Raw genomic sequence first — 19080 nt, forward strand, 5'->3', positions numbered from 1 at the left:
GCGATCGATAGGATAAGTCTGGTGACAGGGTTCGAAGGCAGTTTATGGCGTGTGGGCCATGGCCGGGAGATCGAACTCGGCCGTCGTTCTCTCATCATGGCGATCATCAATGTGACGCCGGACTCCTTTTCCGACGGCGGACGCTTCGAAACCGTCGATGCTGCTGTCGAGCACGCGCTTCGCGCGGTGAGCGAGGGTGCCGGGATTGTCGACATCGGCGGGGAATCGACCCGCCCGAACGCCGCTGCCGTCAGTCCTTCCGAGGAGCAGGCGCGCGTGCTGCCGGTCATCGAGGCGCTGCGCGGGCGCACCCAGGCGCTGATCTCGATCGATACCTATCGCGCCGAAACGGCGCGGCTGGCGGTCAGTGCCGGCGCCCATATCGTCAACGATGTGTTCGGGCTGCAGAAGGAGCCCGATATCGCCGACATCGCCGCGGCGACCGGGGCCGGGCTCTGCATCATGCATACCGGCCGCGACAGGGCGAAGCTTCCGGACGTGATTGCCGACCAAGTGCATTTTCTCAAGCGGTCGCTTGAGATCGCTCAGGCCGCCGGCGTCAACAGCGACCGCATCGTGCTCGATCCGGGCTTCGGTTTTGCCAAGGAGACGGCGGAGGAGAACCTCGAACTGATGGCGCGATTTTCCGAACTTTCCCGCTTCGGACTGCCGCTGCTTGCCGGGACGTCGCGCAAGCGCTTCCTCGGCGCGGTGACGGGGCGTGAGGCGGCAGACAGGGATGCGGCGACGGCCGTCACCAGCGCCCTGCTCAGGCTTCAAGGGGCTGCTGTTTTCCGGGTGCACAATGTCGCAATCAACAGGGATGCGCTTGATATCGCCGATGCTATGCTGAATGCGCGCCAGGAATTCGAGAGGAAGCGGCCGACATGACCACCTACACGATCACGCTGCAGAACTGCGCCTTCTTTGCGCGCCACGGCGTGCACGACGAGGAGGAATTCCTCGGCCAGCGCTTCTTCGTCGATGCCGAGCTCGATGTCGTTGCCGGCGAGGCGCTGAAAAGCGATTCGATCGACGATACCGTCAATTACGGCATCGCCTTCACGGTGATCGAGGGGATCGTCACCGGCAAACGGCGTTACCTGATCGAGGCCCTGGCGCTCGATATCGCCAAGGGACTCTGCGATACATTCCCGCAGGTCCGGCGCGCAAAGATCACGGTGCGCAAGCCGAATGCGCCGGTGCCCGGCGTGCTCGATTTCGTGCAGGTGAGCGTTGAACACTTTGCCTGAGACTGCATTGCAATCGGCCACACTCGGCCTCGGCGGCAACATCGGCGATCCCGTCAAGGCGATGGCCGTCGCACTGCAGCGGCTGGACGGACGAGATGACTGCCGGGTTACGGCGGTCTCGCGGCTCTACCGCACGCCACCCTGGGGCAAGACCGACCAATCCTTCTTCTTCAACGCCTGCGCTGCCGTCGAAACCCGGCTGGAGCCGGAGACCTTGCTCGATGTCTGTCTGTCGATCGAACGGGAGATGAAACGCGAGCGTATCGAGCGCTGGGGGCCGCGCACACTCGACATCGACGTGCTGACCTATGGCGACGTCATCCAGGAGGCGCCGCGGCTGGAACTGCCGCATCCGCGCATGACCGATCGCGGTTTCGTGCTGATGCCGCTTGCCGATATCGCGCCGGACCTTATCGTCAAGGGCAGGGCGGTCAGCGACTGGCTTGAAGATGCAGAGGTAGCGGGCATCGAAGTCGCCAACAACAGCCGCGACTGGTGGCTCCAAACCTGAGGCAGAGATCCTGAAACGGAAAACGGCGGGAAACCCGCCGCTTTAGGAAAATGCGCTGTAGCTTCAGGAAAATCCGCGGTGCGATTGATCTACTGGATGGACCCGACGGCCATCTCGTCGACCTGGCGGGTCAGCGTCAGGCCGATGACCGGGATCATCTGGCTTTCGACCTTGACCGAAACAGTGACGTTCATCGTCTTGTCATCACGCACGCGGGCGATCATCGCGCCGTTCAGCTTGGCGCGGTTGATGCCGACGACGACGGTATCTTCGCTGACGGCGCCAGAGACGACGTCAAGACCCTTGCCGGCGGCGCCGTCAAGGAACTTGCCCTTGTAGGTCGAGCCCGACTGCGAGATGACGGCTGTCATCGGCTGCTTGAAGACGCCGACGCGGCAGGTGCCGTCGAGCTTGATGCCGGCGCCGCTGTCGCCCGTGGGCTCGCCGATCAGGTTGCAGGTGAATTTCGTCCCCTTGTATTTGCCGGCGACGATTTCGCCCGGGCCCTTCCATGAGCCGGCGACGGAATCGAAGAAGGCCTTGTCACGGGTTGCGGCGGTAGCTGCCGGAGCGACGTCTGCGACGGGAGACAATGCCGCGGCGGCCAGACCGCATATAATGAGAAACTTGCGCGAATACATGGATTTTCCTTGGCAAACACCACTCACGAACTGGCTGCAAGTTTTGCCTGGGAATGGTTAATCCTTCCTTTCAATCGTGCCGAAATGCGCTGGAATACAGGGGTTTCGCGCGGTCCAGATTTTAGCTTGTCGCTATTAGAGCCTTGAATCTGCTGTAATTTCGCCAACATTCCGTTAGGGATGGCAAAGTGTGCGGAATTGCTCCGACTCTCAAGGAGTGTTGCCGCGCGGCGACATGGAGGGCGTGAGGTCGCCGATGAAATCGCCGATTCCCGGCCGCTTCAGGGCATGGAAGGCGAGCGGGCGGCAGAGATCCATTGCCGCGATTCCAATGCGGGCGGTCATCAGGGCGTTGATGACGCCTTCGCCGAGCCGGGCCGAGAGCTTGGAGGCCAGCCCATGGCCGAGCACCTGCTGGACGAGGCTGTCGCCGACGGCGATCGAGCCGGTGACGGCCAGATGCGCCAGCACGTCGCGCAGCAGACGGAACATGCCGAGCGTGCCGGGACGGCCGCCGTAAAGCTCGGCCATGGCGCGGATAAGACGCACGGCCTCATAGAGGACGTAGAGCAGGTCGACCACGGCGCGCGGGCTGACGGCGGTGACGATTGAGACGCGCTTGGAGGCGTTGACGATCAGGGCACGGGCCTTGCGGTCGAGGGGCGTGAGCAATTCCCGTTCGGCGAGCGCAATCAGATGCGGGGGATCGATGACCTCGCTTTCCGTCGCCTTCAGCGTGGCGCGGCCCTTCGATGTCTCGGGATTGGCCGACAGCAGCGTGCTCAGGCGGGCGACGACGGCGCGCGCCCGTGCCGGCCGGGTTTCGACCATCGCGGCTTCCGCTTCGGCCTTGATCGCCTGGACGGCGGCAAGGCGCATCATCCCTAATGTTTCGCGGATGATGAGCGCAAGCACGGCGAGGATGCCGACCGCAAGCACGGCCAGCGCCGCATAGCCCAACCAGTCGGCACGGGTGAAGAGATCGCGGATCAGCCTATCGGTCCAGAGGCCGATGCCAAGCGACAGCAGAATGCCGAAGGCGCCGGCGGCGATCTTGCCGAAGGAGGTTCGGCGTCTCAGCGGCGTTGCCACGGGCACTGCGCTCAGATCCTTGTCGGGATTGAGGAAGGGATCGTCCTCATCCGCCGTCACGACGATGTTTTCGGAGAAGCTTTCCGGCTTGCGCCGCTGCTCTGCCTGGCGGCCGTTGTCAAGGCGCTCGGTGGCCTCGTCCTCGTAGATGAAAGCCGCGGGCGGGCGGCGTGGCGGATCGGAGGGGGGCTGGCTCATGCGAGACGATCTCCGAACAGGAACTGCATGGCGCGGTCGAGGCGGATATGCGGGACCGACAGCTTGATGCCGCCGCCGGTTTCCTCAAGCTGAGGCGGGCGGAACCTGACGACATTGACATCGGGCAGCCGCAAGCCGCTCTCGCCCGCGGCGATGCGGTCGAACAGGCTTTCTGGATCCGCCGGCAGGTCGCCGGGAAAGATCGCGGTCTTTCTCTGGCCGTCGAAACGCTCGCCGGCGATGGTTTCGCCCTCCATCGGCGTGCCGACGATGACAGGCAGGTCATGTCCGTCGCGCTTGACGGATGCCTCTCGGGTGGCGCGCACGGAGGCGAGCGCCATGACGTCGATGCCCGCACCCGCCATGCCGATGCGGTCGATGGCGCGATCGACCAGGCGGCGGGTCAGCGCGTCGAGCCGGTCGTGGCTTTCATGGTGGAGATGATCGGCCTTGGTCGCGGCGACCAGCACGCGGTCGATGCGGCGCCCGAGCAGCGAGGAGAGCAGCGAATTGGTGCCGGGGCGGAAACAGGCGAGCACATCGGTCAGCGCGCGTTCCAGATCCTGGACGGCTTCGGGGCCGCGGTTCATCGCCTGAAGCGCATCGACCAGCACGATCTGGCGGTCGAGCCGGGCGAAATGCTCGCGGAAGAAGGGTTTGACGACGACTGATTTATAGGCCTCGTAGCGCCGCTCCATCATCGTCCAGAGCGAGTTGCGCCCGGGACGGCCGTCCGCCGGCAAGGCCAGCGGTGCGAAGGTCAGCGCCGGCGAGCCGTCGAGATCGCCGGGCAGCAGCAGGCGGCCGGGCGGCAGGGTGGAGAGCGAGCGTTCGTCGGCCTTGCAGGCCTTGAGATAATCGGCAAAGGCGGTGGCGAGGCCGCGGGCGATCATCTCGTCGGCGCGGGCCTGGATATCGGCGGCATGGGTCAGCGCCAGCCATCCGCGCGACAGTTCGGAGCGGACGCCGGTTTTCGCTAGCGCGATCGTTTCCTCGCTAAAGGTGCGGTAATCCTTGCCGAGCAGCGGCAGGTCGAGCAGCCATTCGCCCGGATAGTCGACGATATCGATCGACAAACGGCCGGGCGAAAAAAGCCGGTTCCAGCCGCTGGCGCTCTGATAATCCAGTGTGATGCGCAGCTCAGAGATGGCGCGGGTCGAATCCGGCCAAATACGATCCTTCACCAGCGCGCGGATATGATCCTCGTATTGGAAGCGCGGTACGGCATCGTCGGGCTGCGGCTCCAGCCGCACCGCCGAGACGCGGCCGGACTGCACCGGCTCGAACAGCGGCAGGCGGCCGCCATGCAGAAGATTGTGTACCAGCGAGGAAATGAAGACCGTCTTGCCGGAGCGGGAGAGGCCCGTGACGCCGAGCCGCACGGTCGGATTGACGAGGCCGCTTGCCCGATCGGCGAGATTGTCGAGGGCGATGCGGGCGTCGTCGGTAAAGGATGTGAGGCGTGGCGGCAAGGCGCAATTCCGGTTGGTGACTGCCGGCAATATAGGAAGGACGTGCCGCCTGAAAAAGACGCGGCGCGAAAGCTTTCAGACAACCACGAAATCGATGAGACGCCAACCGCCGGCTGAAGCGTCGTAATCGACGACGGCAAGGCCCGCCGTCGGGAAGCCGCCGGGAAGGGCGCTTGCCATCGCCTCATGGCCGATCAGCGCCTCCAGCGCCTGCTCCATGGTTGGATTGTGGCCGACCAGCATGACGGCCGCCTCTTCCTGCGAATCGACGATTTCCAGGTAGTTATCGACCGTGGCGTTGTAGAGCGCATCGACATAACGGATGTCGAGCGTAAGGCCCATCGCCCGATGGACCGCATCGGCAGTGCCGCGGCAGCGCAGCGCCGTCGAACTGATCAGCAGATCGGGACGGTAGCCCTTGTCGGCGGCTTTGTCGGCAATGATCTCGGCATCGCCGAAGCCCTTTTCGTTGAGCGGCCGGTCGAAATCGCGCTGTCCGGGTTCGGCCCAGGCCGCCTCGGCATGACGCAGGAGATAGATGCGGTTCGGCGGAGGCAGCGGTACGGTCATGGGCAAATCCAGGATCGGGCGGGTCTTTTCAGTAGCGGTTGCGCTTGGCCGCCGTCAATCGCTGGCCATGCTGCGACGGCGCAAAACGTGGCTGACAACACGGCGTTTTGAAGGCGAAGAAGAAAACGGTAGCCGGAATAACCATGACAAAATAGATCGTTAGCCTAAAATTGTAACAGATTTAAAAATCTGTTTACCTGTCGTATTTGGCTTGAATCGCGGCTAGCGCTTGGGATATACACCCGCCCAGATGAGATGTTCTTCAGGAGAATCGCGTTGAGTGAGAAGATCGATCTTAGCAATTACGTTCCCTCGGAAGAGGAAGAGTTCATGAACGTAAACCAGCGTGCCTACTTCAGGACCAAGCTGGTTGCATGGAGAAATGATATCCTTCGAGAAGCGCGCGAAACCCTCGACCACCTGGCCGAGGAAAGCGCAAACCATCCCGACCTCGCCGACCGGGCGTCCTCGGAAACCGACCGGGCGATCGAACTTCGCGCCCGTGATCGGCAGAGAAAGCTGATTTCCAAGATCGACGCGGCACTGCAGCGCATCGAAGACGGTACTTACGGCTATTGCGAGGAAACCGGCGAACCAATCGGCCTCAAGCGTCTCGACGCCCGCCCGATCGCGACGCTGTCGATCGAGGCGCAGGAGCGCCACGAACGCCGCGAAAAAGTCTATCGCGACGAATAATGGTTTTCATGCAGAGGTGAGAGCAAGCGCCGCGATCGGATCGCGGCGCTTGTTCGTTGATCACTGCTCCGCTGCACAAATGCCTATCGCCAGAGCTTTCCACGATTGCTCTCGCTCGGCCTCCATGGAGAGGTCGATCGTCACAAGGGTGCCGTTCCTCAGGCGGTGTCGCAGGATGTCCGCCTTCTCAGGATCCGTCCGAACCATGCCTTCAGTGTGAAGGGCCTGCAGTCTCGAGCGTGAAAGCTTCAGTTCCGAGGCCAGCAGACGGTCGAGGCGGGTGCTTGTTGGGACAGGGACCGTCAGTTCGATTGCCAATGTCGTCCAATTTGCGGTTTCGTGCCGCATCTCCTTGGTGATTTCAAATTCGGCAAACTCGTCCATACGCAGCGATTTGCGTCGGAGAGCATCGAGGTTGAAGGTCTCTGCCCGGATCCAGTCCGGATCGTTGGCCTGCAGCGCGTCAAGGACCGCAGGATCGATGTCGCGGACATTGCGGCGCTCGAAGATCGGCCGGTTCCATGTCCTTTCGCAGGTCAGGCATTTGTAGATCAGCCAGGCATCCAGTTTGCGGCCGTTGGCGTTCAGCCGAATCTTGCCGCTGGATTGGAAGGCTCTCATGCCTCCGCATCCGCCGCATGCGATCCAGGGCTGGGGAGCTGTCTTGGGAATAATGGTCCATCGGACCTGAAGCGTCTTGCACATATCGTCTTGGTCTTCCGTTCGGAAGTCCATCGAGATGGTGCAGGAGAAACCCTTGCGGGCGCGGTGTGGCGATGTTGTGGGCGGCTGAAGAGCTGAGACAGCGGAACTGCACATGGCACATTGGAACAATGCCAAACCGGTCTCTCGCCACCACCCGATGAACATGGTCGCATGCCGCCAGCATGTCGCTAGACGGCAGTACGGGTGAAACTGGAGTGAGACCGGTGTTTACTTAGGCAAAATGCAACCTCGGATGCGCCAACGCTCTTCACCCCGATCGATAGCAAATGATCGGCATGATGGGGAGGCCAAAGACATTCGGACACTGAAAAAGCCGCGGTATGCGGCTTTTGTGCAACTTCATGGTGAAGGAGAGGGCGCGGCAACCCGGCGTGACGCGGGGGCCTTTGCCCTCATTTGTCGCGATTGACGCTCATTTCGCCGAAGATGCGGGCGACTTCTTTCTGCAGTTCCGTATCGGCGCCGGTGATTGGGGCGAGGTCGGGATCGCGGCGCGGCAGGTTGCTCGGCTGCGGCTGCGGTATGGCTTGGCGGGGGGCCTGGTTTGCCGGCGCCGGCACGATGCGTTCGGCCGTCAGATTGTTCGACATCTCCTCTTCCAGCACCCGCTGGAAATCATGGCGGGTCGCCGCTGCCGATTGCGCAGCCGCATCGTCTTCGGCTGGGCCGGGGGCGGCGGGCGGCATGTGCTGGACAGGCGGTGCGGAGATCTCGGGTTCAATGCGCTGCTGCGGCAGCACGCGCTGACGGGCGGCATCGAGGATCTCGGCCGCACTTGCGGTATCGTGGAACGCTGCGGGCGCGACCGGGGGAGCAACAGGACGCTCCGGCGGGCGCGGCTGGGGTGGGGCAGGTGGAGGAATGTCGCGTTCGGCCGACAGGGGCGCTATCACCCGGTTTGCCGGAAGAGGGCTGGTCGCCACCGGCGGTGCTGCGGCCTGCTGGGCCTGCGGTTCGGGGCGCGGGCGCGGCTCGGGCGAAACCGGTGCGGAGAAGGAAGGCTCGGCGGCCGGCTCGACGCGGGCTGCGGCAGGCGGTGAGGCCGGAGCTGCAATTGCAGCGCGGGGCGGAGAAACGGGGACGGTTCCGGCTGCGCCGGGGGTGATACTGGACGCTGTTCGACAGGTTGTGGAAGGCCGGCGATTTCCGGCTGTTCGGCCGCTGCGGGCAGGATACGGCTTTCGATGACTATATCGCTCGGGCCGCCGATCATGATCAGATGCTCGACGTCGTCGCGGCGCACCAGCACCAGCCGGCGACGGGCATCGACAGCGGCGGCATCCAGGACCTGCAGACGCGGCTGGCGGTTGCGGCCGCCGCGCACGAAGGGCGAGGGCGCCCGGCTGCGGATCACCCAGAGCACGAGGATGAGCAGGAGAAGCGCCAGACCGACGCCACCGGCGGCAAGCAGAAAACGGCTGCCATAAGCTCCGACAACATCATCCAACATAGTCACTCACTCCATTTCATATTCGGCACATATTGACGACTTTTCCGTTCCTTAGGCAAGGGCCGCCGGTGCTGTCCAGTCACGGGAGAACGCGTTTTCGTGTTCCGCGGATTGGGCGCTCGCCGATGTTGCGCACGGTCGGCCGCGTCAGGGTTCAGGGGCAGATGGCGCTGTTGCCTGTGAATTCAAGCAGTCTTGCCGACCACCGGTGTTTTTGCCAACGCGGCAAATTGCTAAGAAGGAAAGAGTGCCTGATTCCCGCTTCGTGTTCGTGCTACGAAGCTGGAGGGACTTATGTGAGGAATACATGACGAAACCGCGTCAGGCCGACGATTATAACGCACCGCTTGTGGATCGTGGGGGCGTTCTGGCACGGTTTTGCGCATTCTTCTGCTGGCCCTTGTGCTGATTGCAGCCGCCGGCGGCTTCGTCGTCTTCAAGAGATCGCTCGACAATGAGATCGTGCTCGGCGGTCTCGGCGTGCTTGCCATGGTTGGCATCTTCTTCCTGGTATCCTCGGTCATCGGCTTCATCGAGGTGATGCCGCAGCGTCAGTCCGACAGCCTGGCGCGCGCCTTCCTCAACAGCCATCCCGACGGCACGCTGATCACCGACGAAAAGGGCCGGATCATATATGCCAACGCCGCCTATGGTGCGCTGACCGGCGCGCGCAAGGCGACCGAGGTGCAGACGCTGGAAAGCCTGCTGTCGCGCCACCGCGAATCGAATGAGGCGCTCTATCGGCTGGTCAACGGCCTGCGCGAGGGCAAGGAAGGCCGGGAGGAATTCCGCCTGCTGCGCGCCGTCGGCCCCGGCAGCAACAGCTCAGGCGCCCATTGGTATCGGCTGAAGGCGCGGCTGCTGCAGCCGGAGGAAAACGGCGGCAAGCCGCTGCAGATCTGGCAGATTACCGATATCACCACGGAGCGGGACGACCAGGAGCGCTTCTTCAAGGAATTGCAGAACGCGATCGACTATCTCGACCATGCGCCGGCCGGTTTCTTCTCAGCCGGCAGGAAGGGCGAGATCTTCTATCTGAACGCCACGCTTGCCGAGTGGCTAGGCCTCGATCTCACCAAATTCGTGCCGGGCTCGATGACCATCGGCGACGTGGTGGCGGGCGAGGGGCTGGCGCTCATCCAGTCGGTGCAGGCCGAACCCGGCCTGAAGAAGACGGTGACGCTCGATCTCGACCTGCGCAAGACCAACGGCCAGAGCCTGCCGGTGCAGATCATCCACAGCGTCACCTCGATGCGCGACGGCGCACCCGGCGAAAGCCGGACGATCGTGCTGGGGCGTGAAAAGAGCGAGGCGGGCGGCCAGTCCGCTTCGGCCGCCGCCATGCGGTTCACCCGCTTCTTCAACAATACGCCGATGGCGATCGCCTCGGTGGACGGGGACGGGCGCATCCTGCGGACCAACGCACCGTTCCTGAAGATGTTCTCCGGCGTCGTCTCGCGCGACGATCTCGAAAAGGCGCCGCATCTCGAAACCATCGTGCAGGAAAGCGACCGGCCGCAGCTCGCCGAGGCGCTGGCAGCGGCCAAGGACCGGCAGGGCGACATTGCGCCCCTCGATACCCGCACGCCGACCGACGAAGCGCGCTATTTCCGTTTCTACGTCAACGCCGTCATCGACCAGAGCGACGAGGCGCCCGAGGAGGCGGCGATCGTCTACGCCGTCGAGGTGACCGAGCAGAAGGCGCTGGAAGCGCAGATGGCGCAGACGCAGAAGATGAATGCCGTCGGAACGCTCGCCGGCGGCATCGCGCATGATTTCAACAATGTGCTGACGGCGATCCTGCTTTCCTCCGACCATCTGCTGCTGCAGGCACGGCCGGCCGATGCGAGCTTTGCCGACCTGATGGAAATCAAGCGCAACGCCAACCGCGCCGCGGTGCTGGTGCGCCAGTTGCTCGCCTTCTCGCGCAAGCAGACGATGCGGCCCTCGGTGCTCAACCTCACCGATGTCGTCGGCGACCTGCGCATGCTGGTCGACCGGCTGCTCTCCGGCACCAATGTCAAGCTCGACGTGCAATATGGCCGCGACCTCTGGCCCGTCAAAACCGACCTTTCGCAATTCGAACAGGTGCTGATCAATCTCTGCGTCAATGCGCGCGACGCCATGCCCGAGGGTGGCACACTGACGCTGCGCACCCGAAACCTGACTGCTTCCGAGGTCTCCGCCTTCAACTATTCCTACATGCCGGCTGAGGACATGGTGCTGATCGAAGTCGCCGACAACGGCACCGGTATCGCGCCCGAAATCATGGACAAGATCTTCGAGCCCTTCTTCACCACCAAGGATGTCGGCAAGGGCACCGGGCTTGGTCTCGCCATGGTCTATGGCATCGTCAAGCAATCGGGCGGCTATATCCAGCCGGAATCCGAAGTCGGCAAGGGCACGACCTTCCGGGTCTTCCTGCCGCGCCACATCCCGGAGCCGGCGGTGGCCGCGGAAGCGGGTGCGATCGACAGCGCCGTCGCCGAGATCGGCATTCGGCCGGAGGCGCCAACGGCGCAACAGCCGGAGGACCTGACGGGATCGGCGGTCATCCTTCTCGTCGAAGACGAGGAGGCGGTGCGCCGCGGCGGCAAGCGCATGCTGGAAACGCGCGGTTATACCGTGCACGAAGCCGGCTCGGGCGTCGAGGCGCTCGCCATCTTGGAAGAGCTGGAAGGCAAGGTCGACATCGTCGTGTCCGACGTCGTCATGCCCGAGATGGACGGCCCGACGCTGCTGCGCGAGTTGCGCAAGACCTATCCCGACATGAAATTCATCTTCGTCTCGGGTTACGCCGAAGATGCCTTTGCCCGGAACCTGCCGCCGGACGCGAAATTCGGGTTTTTGCCGAAGCCGTTTTCGCTGAAGCAATTAGCTGTGGTGGTGAAGGAGACGCTGGACGGGTGAGGGCAGCCGGCATCGCCTTAGTAGACAGGGCGTGCCGCGGCCGCCCCCTCTGCCCTGCCGGGCATCTCCCCCACCTGTGGGGAGATCACAAGCGGCGGAACCTTCTCGCCACATCAACGTTTCGGCGAGCTGCGACGCCAATTGTTGGGGGAAGCCATTGCGTCTCAGCCAATCTCCCCACCTGTGGGGGAGATGCCCGGTAGGGCAGAGGGGGCTGGAACGGCAGCAGCTGTCTGGCAAGGCGATTCCGGCCTGCCCCGTAGGCCTCACTCACCCAACGCCACGGCAATCTCAGCCGCCAGCCGCGCATTGTTCTCGACCAGCGCAATATTCGTCTTCAGGCTCTGGCCGTCCGTCAGATCGAAGATGGTCGAGAGCAGATAAGGCGTCACCGCCTTGCCCGTGATCTCGTCGCGCTCGGCGCTGTCGAGTGCCCGCTCAATGTAGATCTCCATCTCTTCGCGGGCGATCTCGTCGGCTTCCGGCACCGGATTGGCGATGAGCATGCCGCCGTCGATGCCGAGCTGTTCGCGCACCGTCTGGAAATTGGCGATGGCGGCCGGGCTGTTCAGCGACAGTGGGCTGCGGATGCCCGAGGCGCGTGACCAGAAGGCGGGGAATTCTTCGCTCTCATAGGTGACGACGGGAACGCCGCGGGTTTCCAGCACTTCCAGCGTCTTCGGAATGTCGAGGATCGCCTTGGCGCCGGCGCAGACGACGATGACGCCGGTGCGGGCGAGTTCCTCGAGATCGGCCGATATATCGAAGCTTTCCTCGGCGCCTCGGTGCACGCCTCCGATGCCGCCTGTGGCAAAGACGCGGATGCCGGCGCGGGCGGCGGCAATCATCGTCGCGGCCACCGTGGTGGCGCCGGTGCGGCGCTCGGCGATCGCGAAGGCGAGATCGGCGCGCGATACCTTCATCACTTCGGTCGCCTTGGCAAGCTGCTCCAGTTCGCCGGCTTCAAGGCCGATATGCAGCGTGCCATGAATGACGGCGATGGTTGCCGGCACCGCGCCCTGTTCGCGAATGATCGTCTCGACGCTGCGGGCCATCTCGATATTGCCGGGATAGGGCATGCCATGGGTGATGATGGTCGATTCTAGCGCCACCAGCGGCGCGCCGCGCTGCTTGGCGCTGGCAACCTCTTTCGAATAGGCAATCGGCAGAAGGGGCGAAATGGGCTTGGTCATGATGTTGTCCTGTCGTCGATGAGCATGATGCCGAAGCGTGTCAGCGGTTTTCGCACCTCATGCTCGACTATTTAATATAGCGGCTTCAATGCAGAATTCTGACCTCGGGAACAAGGGCAAGCGCCGCATTCAAGAGATCCGGCGTCAGATTTTCGTTGACGGCGTGCCGCGACTGCACGGTGAGCGTTGCGGCAGCCGTGCCGTGGCGAACGGCCTCTTCGAGCGGCAGACCGAGCATCAGGGCGGCAAGCGTGCCGGCCGCAAGAGAATCGCCGGCTCCGGTGACGTCGGCGACCGTGTCGGCGATCGGCGGCTGCAGCGTCACGGCGCGGCCCTTGCAAAGTGCCACGAGCTCGCGGCGGCCGCGGGTGACGACGGCGTTCCTGATGCCGATCTGGTTCAGAAGCGGCGGCCAGCCGGCAGCGTCTTCCGGCTGTTTACCGGCAAGGGCAGCGGCCTCGGCTTCATTCAGGAACAGGTAGTCGATATCCGCGATGCACTGTTTCAGCCTGACGACCTTGGCCGGCGAGATGGCAATCGCCGCGACCGGCTTCGCCAGGGAATGCGCCTTGGCAACGATCGCTGCGATCGTCTCCTCCGGCAGGTTGGCGTCGAAAAGAATGAGATCATGGGCGGCGAAAGCTTCGCGCACCCAGCGGATGGAGAGACGCCGCGGCACGAAGAATCGGTAGAGATCCATGTCGGCAAGGGCGATCACCAGATTGCCGTCCTTCTCGATGATCGCCGTATAGCTCGGGGTCTTGCGGTCGAGGAACACGAAAGGCCGGTCGTCGATGCCGGCGAAATCGGCGGCTTCGCCGACCATCTCGCCGATGGAGTCGCCGCCGCGTGGCGAAATCATCGTCACCTGAAAACCGAGCCTTGCCAGGTTGCGGGCCGCATTGAAGCCGCCGCCGCCCGGCTCCTCGAACCAGGTGCCGGGATTGCTGGCGCCCGGCGCCGTTTCGCCGGAGATCCGGCCGCGCCGGTCGATATGGGCGCCGCCGAGAACAAGAATCTTTTCTTCACTTCAACCGCCTTCCGATGCCCGAAGCGCGAATCGAGACGGTGCTAGCAGCCGCGGCAAAGCCGGTGCATAAGGCCTAAGCCGTTGCTTTGCATCGATAAAACAAATATAGAACACAGGCTGTTTTACCTTTTTCTTTCAATCGTTTGATCGCCTATTGCGGAAATAGAACAAATGGGGTACAAACTCGACATTGCTTGGGCGGCTTCAATAACCTAAAGGTGGATCGGATGTCTCAGAATTCATTGCGGCTGGTAGAGGACAAATCGGTGGACAAAAGCAAAGCGCTTGAAGCGGCACTCTCACAGATAGAGCGGTCGTTCGGCAAGGGCTCGATCATGAAACTCGGCTCCAACGAGAATGTTGTCGAGATCGAGACGATCTCGACCGGCTCGCTTGGCCTCGATATCGCACTTGGCGTTGGTGGTCTGCCGAGGGGCCGTATCATCGAAATTTACGGGCCGGAAAGCTCGGGTAAGACGACGCTTGCGCTGCAGACCATTGCGGAAGCGCAGAAGAAGGGCGGCATTTGCGCCTTCGTTGATGCCGAACATGCGCTCGATCCCGTCTATGCCCGCAAGCTTGGCGTCGATCTGCAGAACCTTTTGATCTCGCAGCCCGATACCGGCGAGCAGGCGCTCGAAATCACCGATACGCTCGTGCGCTCTGGCGCCGTCGACGTTCTCGTCGTCGACTCGGTCGCCGCACTGACGCCGCGCGCCGAAATCGAAGGCGAGATGGGCGACAGTCTTCCCGGCTTGCAGGCGCGCCTGATGAGCCAGGCGCTGCGCAAGCTCACGGCTTCGATTTCCAAGTCGAACACCATGGTGATCTTCATCAACCAGATCCGCATGAAGATCGGCGTCATGTTCGGTTCGCCTGAGACGACAACCGGCGGCAATGCGCTGAAGTTCTACGCCTCCGTGCGCCTCGACATCCGCCGCATCGGCGCGGTCAAGGAGCGCGAAGAGGTGATCGGCAACCAGACCCGCGTCAAGGTCGTCAAGAACAAGATGGCGCCGCCCTTCAAGCAGGTCGAATTCGACATCATGTATGGCGAGGGCGTTTCCAAGACCGGCGAACTGGTCGATCTCGGCGTCAAGGCCGGCATCGTCGAGAAATCCGGTGCCTGGTTCTCCTATAACAGCCAGCGTCTCGGCCAAGGCCGCGAAAACGCCAAGACCTTCCTGCGCGACAATCCGGATCTCGCCCGTGAGATCGAGCTGTCGCTGCGCCAGAATGCCGGCCTGATCGCCGACCGCTTCCTGCAGAACGGCGGACCGGATCCCGATGATGGTGACGCTGCCGCGGAAATGTAATTTTCGCGATCGGTTTTCCGCCAGTCCCTTTGAAAATCCAAGCCGGCTGCATTCCCTGATCAGAATGCGGCCGGTTTTGTTTGTCTGCTGGACAGTGGCGGAGGTGAACGTTAAAAGCCGATGGATTTAGATTTACCTGCCTCCGGCAGCATTGAAGGGCATAGCATGAGCGGTGTGAACGATATCCGGTCGACATTCCTCGACTATTTCAAGAAGAACGGTCATGAGATCGTCTCGTCGAGCCCGCTCGTGCCGCGCAACGACCCGACGCTGATGTTCACCAATGCCGGCATGGTGCAGTTCAAGAACGTCTTCACCGGCCTGGAGAAACGCCCTTATTCCACGGCGACCACCTCGCAGAAATGCGTGCGCGCCGGCGGCAAGCATAACGACCTCGACAATGTCGGCTATACCGCCCGCCACCTGACCTTCTTCGAAATGCTCGGCAACTTTTCGTTTGGCGACTATTTCAAGGAGAATGCGATCGAGCTTGCCTGGAAGCTCGTCACCGAAGGTTTCGATCTGCCGAAACATCGCCTGCTGGTCACCGTCTATTCCGAAGACGAGGAAGCCGCGACGCTGTGGAGGAAGATCGCCGGCTTGTCCGACGACAAGATCATCCGCATCCCGACCTCCGACAATTTCTGGCAGATGGGCGATACCGGCCCCTGCGGCCCATGCTCTGAAATCTTCATAGACCAGGGCGAGAACGTCTGGGGCGGCCCTCCCGGTTCGCCGGAGGAGGATGGCGACCGGTTCCTGGAATTCTGGAACCTCGTCTTCATGCAGTTCGAGCAGATCGAACCCGGCGTGCGCAATCCGCTGCCGCGTCCGTCGATCGATACTGGCATGGGTCTAGAGCGCATGGCCTGCATCCTGCAGGGCGTCCAGAGCGTCTTCGACACCGACCTGTTCCGCACGCTGATCGGCGCCATCGAAGAGACGATGGGCGCCAAGGCTGAGGGCAGCGCCAGCCACCGCGTCATCGCCGACCATCTGCGCTCCTCGGCCTTCCTGATCGCCGACGGCGTGCTGCCGTCGAATGAAGGCCGCGGCTATGTGTTGCGCCGTATCATGCGTCGCGCCATGCGACACGCCCAGCTTCTCGGCGCCAAGGAGCCGCTGATGTACAAGCTGCTGCCGACGCTGGTGCAGGAGATGGGCCGCGCCTATCCGGAACTCGTGCGTGCCGAAGCGTTGATCTCGGAGACGCTGAAACTCGAAGAAGGCCGCTTCCGCAAGACGCTGGAGCGTGGCCTGTCGCTGCTGTCGGATGCGACCACGGATCTCGGCAAGGGCGACATGCTGGACGGCGAGACCGCCTTCAAGCTCTACGACACCTACGGCTTCCCGCTCGACCTGACGCAGGACGCTTTGCGCGCCCGTGAGATCGGCGTCGATATCTCCGGTTTTACCGATGCCATGCAGCGCCAGAAGGCCGAAGCCCGTTCGCACTGGGCCGGTTCCGGCGAGAAGGCAACCGAAACCATCTGGTTCGAGCTTAGGGAAAAGAACGGGGCAACCGAATTCCTGGGTTACGACACCGAAACCGCCGAAGGCGTGGTGCAGGCGATCGTCAAGGACGGGGCTGCTGCTGAAGAAGCCCAGGCCGGCGACAAGGTGCAGATCGTCGTGAACCAGACGCCGTTCTATGGCGAATCCGGCGGTCAGATGGGCGATACCGGCATCATTTCGTCCGACCACGGCAGAATAGAGATATCGGACACGCAGAAGAAGGGCGAAGGCCTCTTCGTGCATTCCGGCGTCGTTGTCGAAGGCGCATTCAAGAGCGGCGATGCGGTTGTTCTCACCGTCGATCACGCCCGCCGTTCGCGGCTGCGCGCCAACCACTCGGCAACACACCTGCTGCACGAGGCGCTGCGCGAAGTGCTCGGCACCCATGTTGCCCAGAAGGGTTCGCTGGTCGCGCCCGAGCGCCTGCGTTTCGACGTGTCGCATCCGAAGCCGATGTCGACCGAGGAGCTGAAGATCGTCGAGGATATGGCCAACGAGATCGTGCTGCAGAATTCTCATGTCACGACCCGGCTGATGAGCGTCGACGACGCCATCGAGGAAGGCGCCATGGCGCTCTTCGGCGAGAAGTACGGCGATGAAGTGCGGGTCGTCTCGATGGGCACAGGCGTTCATGGCGCAAAGAGCAACAAGCCTTACTCGGTCGAGCTTTGTGGCGGCACGCATGTGTCGGCCACCGGTCAGATCGGCCTGATCCGCGTTCTCGGCGAAAGTGCCGTCGGCGCCGGGGTTCGCCGCATCGAAGCGCTGACCGGTGAATCGGCGCGCGAATATCTGGCTGAGCAGGACGATCGCGTGAAGACGCTGGCTGCCTCGCTGAAGGTTCAGCCTTCGGAGGTTCTGTCGCGTGTCGAAGCGTTGATGGACGAGCGCCGCAAGCTCGAAAGGGAACTGGCCGACGCCAAGCGCAAACTTGCCATGGGCGGCGGGCAGGGCGGCTCGGCCGATGCCGTGCGCGAAGTCGCCGGCGTCAAGTTCCTCGGCAAGTCGATATCGGGCGTCGATCCCAAGGACCTCAAAGGGCTTGCCGATGACGGCAAGACCAGCATCGGCTCCGGCGTCGTGACGCTGATCGGCGTCTCCGACGACGGCAAGGCGAGTGCGGTCGTCGCCGTGACGCCGGATCTCGTGGATCGTTTCAGTGCTGTCGATCTGGTGCGCGTCGCCTCGGCCGCCCTCGGCGGCAAGGGCGGCGGCGGCCGCCCCGACATGGCCCAGGCCGGCGGCCCCGACGGCTCGAAGGCCGACGAGGCGATCGAAGCGGTGGCCGTAGCACTCGCGGGCTGAGCTGCCGGGTTACGTCGGCTCTCCTCCCTCATTCCTGTGCTTGTCACACGAATCCAGTGCGCCCAAGTCATTGGGCGCGAAAGATCTTTTTTCTTTCGGTACTGATTCATTCACGGCGCGGACGCGCCGTGAATGGAATCCTGTGACGAGCACAGGAATGAGGGACGTTGGCGTGATGCCGGTGTACCCGCCTCGTCCTTCGAGGCACCTGCTCGGCACGTCAGCAAGGATAAGGCTCTCTTGAACTTTGGCGCTCCGGAGCCGGCAAGTCCGCAGGATTTGTCAAATCGGGCTATGCTTTGTTGCATCCGATCGATTTGCAGGAGGTTTGACATGAACGGGGAAACGGCATGGGCACTTTATGAAACCCGTCTGAGACGGGTATCGGCTTATATTCACGACCACCTCGACGAGGAGCTGGATATGGCGCGCCTGGCCGAGATCGCCTGCATGTCCAGCTATCACTGGCACAGGATCTATCGGGCGATTTACGGCGAGACGCTGGCGGCCACCGTCAAGCGGCTGCGGCTGCATCGCGCGGCGGGCGAAATCGTCCGCACGGAGCTTGCCGTCCGTGAGATTGCGAAGCGATCAGGCTATCCCAATCTCCAATCCTTCAACCGCATTTTCAAGTCGGTCTACGGCATGCCGCCGGCACGCTATCGGAAAGAGGGAAGCCACACAGCCTTCCAACCCTCACCTAACGGAAAGATCAAAGCCATGTTCGACGTTACCATACGTGAGATCGCACCCACCGAACTGATCGGTGTTGCCCATGCCGGCTCCTATATGGAGATCGGCAAAGCCTTCGAAACATTGTTCGGCACGCTTTACGCGCGTGGTCTCGCCAGGCCCGACATGCGGATGATCGGTGTCTATCTCGACGATCCTGATATCGTGCCGGCCGAACAGCTGCGCTCGATCGCCTGCGTCACCGGCGTTTCCGCGGGGTCGGCCGAAGCGCCGTTCGAGCGGCGCACGATCGACGGCGGCGACTACGCCGTGCTGCGCCATAAAGGCCCCTATGCCGACATGCACAAGGCCTACCAGTGGCTCTATGCGGAGTGGCTGCCGAAATCCGGGCGGCAACTGAAGGACAGCGTCATGTTCGAGGAATATCTCAACAACCCGCGCGACGTGCCGCCGACCGAGCTGATGACGGATATCCATATGCCGCTTGCCTGAGGGCTGACATCCCGGCG

Annotated in this window: 14 protein-coding genes and 2 pseudogenes; 8 read left to right on the forward strand and 8 right to left on the reverse strand. The window is 62.9% G+C overall.

Going from position 1 to position 19080, the window contains the following annotated elements:
* Positions 1–21 precede the first annotated feature (21 nt).
* From folP to folK, 3 genes are read left to right on the forward strand one after another with little or no spacing between them, the layout of a single operon-like run.
* A complete protein-coding gene (folP, locus tag MF410_RS06975) occupies positions 22–891 on the forward strand; it encodes a dihydropteroate synthase (RefSeq protein ID WP_097628576.1) in 870 nt (289 codons plus the stop codon).
* Positions 888–1253, forward strand: coding sequence for a dihydroneopterin aldolase (gene folB, locus MF410_RS06980; RefSeq protein WP_097628577.1), 366 nt, complete (start codon positions 888–890; stop codon positions 1251–1253). The genes folP and folB overlap by 4 nt, the downstream gene beginning before the upstream one ends.
* Positions 1246–1764 (forward strand): 2-amino-4-hydroxy-6-hydroxymethyldihydropteridine diphosphokinase, encoded by a 519-nt coding sequence (folK, locus tag MF410_RS06985; RefSeq protein ID WP_183781938.1) that lies wholly within the window; start codon positions 1246–1248, stop codon positions 1762–1764. The genes folB and folK overlap by 8 nt, the downstream gene beginning before the upstream one ends.
* Before the next feature lie 89 nt (positions 1765–1853).
* On the opposite strand, the gene MF410_RS06990 is transcribed toward folK, so the two are convergent.
* The 4 genes from MF410_RS06990 to MF410_RS07005 form a co-directional block, all read right to left on the reverse strand.
* A complete protein-coding gene (locus MF410_RS06990; protein ID WP_003579600.1) occupies positions 1854–2405 on the reverse strand; it encodes a hypothetical protein in 552 nt (183 codons plus the stop codon).
* Positions 2406–2615: 210 nt separating this feature from the next.
* Positions 2616–3695 (reverse strand): TIGR01620 family protein, encoded by a 1080-nt coding sequence (locus MF410_RS06995; RefSeq protein WP_097628580.1) that lies wholly within the window; start codon positions 3693–3695, stop codon positions 2616–2618.
* Positions 3692–5167 carry a YcjX family protein gene (locus MF410_RS07000; protein ID WP_222134654.1) on the reverse strand — a complete coding sequence of 492 codons (1476 nt, stop codon included), beginning with the start codon at positions 5165–5167 and terminating at the stop codon, positions 3692–3694. The genes MF410_RS06995 and MF410_RS07000 overlap by 4 nt, the downstream gene beginning before the upstream one ends.
* Before the next feature lie 75 nt (positions 5168–5242).
* Entirely contained in the window at positions 5243–5737 is a 495-nt protein-coding gene (locus MF410_RS07005) for a histidine phosphatase family protein (RefSeq protein WP_097628582.1), read from the reverse strand.
* A 276-nt stretch (positions 5738–6013) separates the two neighbouring features.
* Here MF410_RS07005 and dksA point away from each other — a divergent pair, with 276 nt between their 5' ends.
* A complete protein-coding gene (gene dksA, locus MF410_RS07010; protein ID WP_003569003.1) occupies positions 6014–6433 on the forward strand; it encodes an RNA polymerase-binding protein DksA in 420 nt (139 codons plus the stop codon).
* Between the two features lie 60 nt (positions 6434–6493).
* Here dksA and MF410_RS07015 read toward each other — a convergent pair whose 3' ends face one another.
* Positions 6494–7138: a DUF1062 domain-containing protein gene (locus MF410_RS07015; RefSeq protein WP_131711038.1), complete on the reverse strand. Its 645-nt coding sequence runs from the start codon at positions 7136–7138 to the stop codon at positions 6494–6496.
* 413 nt (positions 7139–7551) lie between these two features.
* Positions 7552–8609 (reverse strand): annotated as a pseudogene (locus tag MF410_RS07020) (flagellar biosynthetic protein FliO).
* Positions 8610–8916: 307 nt separating this feature from the next.
* On the opposite strand from MF410_RS07020, the pseudogene MF410_RS07025 reads away from it, so the two are divergent.
* Positions 8917–11519, forward strand: a pseudogene (locus MF410_RS07025) (ATP-binding protein).
* 266 nt (positions 11520–11785) lie between these two features.
* Here the strand turns inward: MF410_RS07025 and MF410_RS07030 are convergent.
* Positions 11786–12712 carry a pseudouridine-5'-phosphate glycosidase gene (locus tag MF410_RS07030; protein ID WP_054183126.1) on the reverse strand — a complete coding sequence of 309 codons (927 nt, stop codon included), beginning with the start codon at positions 12710–12712 and terminating at the stop codon, positions 11786–11788.
* Positions 12713–12797: 85 nt separating this feature from the next.
* Positions 12798–13730, reverse strand: a complete 933-nt coding sequence (locus MF410_RS07035) for a carbohydrate kinase family protein (protein WP_239620410.1) — start codon at positions 13728–13730, stop codon at positions 12798–12800.
* A gap of 239 nt (positions 13731–13969) precedes the next feature.
* Here MF410_RS07035 and recA point away from each other — a divergent pair, with 239 nt between their 5' ends.
* The 3 genes from recA to MF410_RS07050 all read left to right on the forward strand — a co-directional run bounded on the left by recA (position 13970) and on the right by MF410_RS07050 (position 19063).
* Entirely contained in the window at positions 13970–15058 is a 1089-nt protein-coding gene (gene recA, locus MF410_RS07040) for a recombinase RecA (RefSeq protein WP_003586201.1), read from the forward strand.
* Positions 15059–15223: 165 nt separating this feature from the next.
* Entirely contained in the window at positions 15224–17878 is a 2655-nt protein-coding gene (gene alaS, locus MF410_RS07045; RefSeq protein WP_097628587.1) for an alanine--tRNA ligase, read from the forward strand.
* 333 nt (positions 17879–18211) lie between these two features.
* Positions 18212–19063 (forward strand): AraC family transcriptional regulator, encoded by an 852-nt coding sequence (locus tag MF410_RS07050; RefSeq protein ID WP_097628588.1) that lies wholly within the window; start codon positions 18212–18214, stop codon positions 19061–19063.
* The last annotated feature ends 17 nt before the right edge of the window (positions 19064–19080 follow it).

Source organism: Rhizobium sp. C104 (assembly GCF_022354505.1).
Lineage (GTDB): Bacteria > Pseudomonadota > Alphaproteobacteria > Rhizobiales > Rhizobiaceae > Rhizobium > Rhizobium redzepovicii.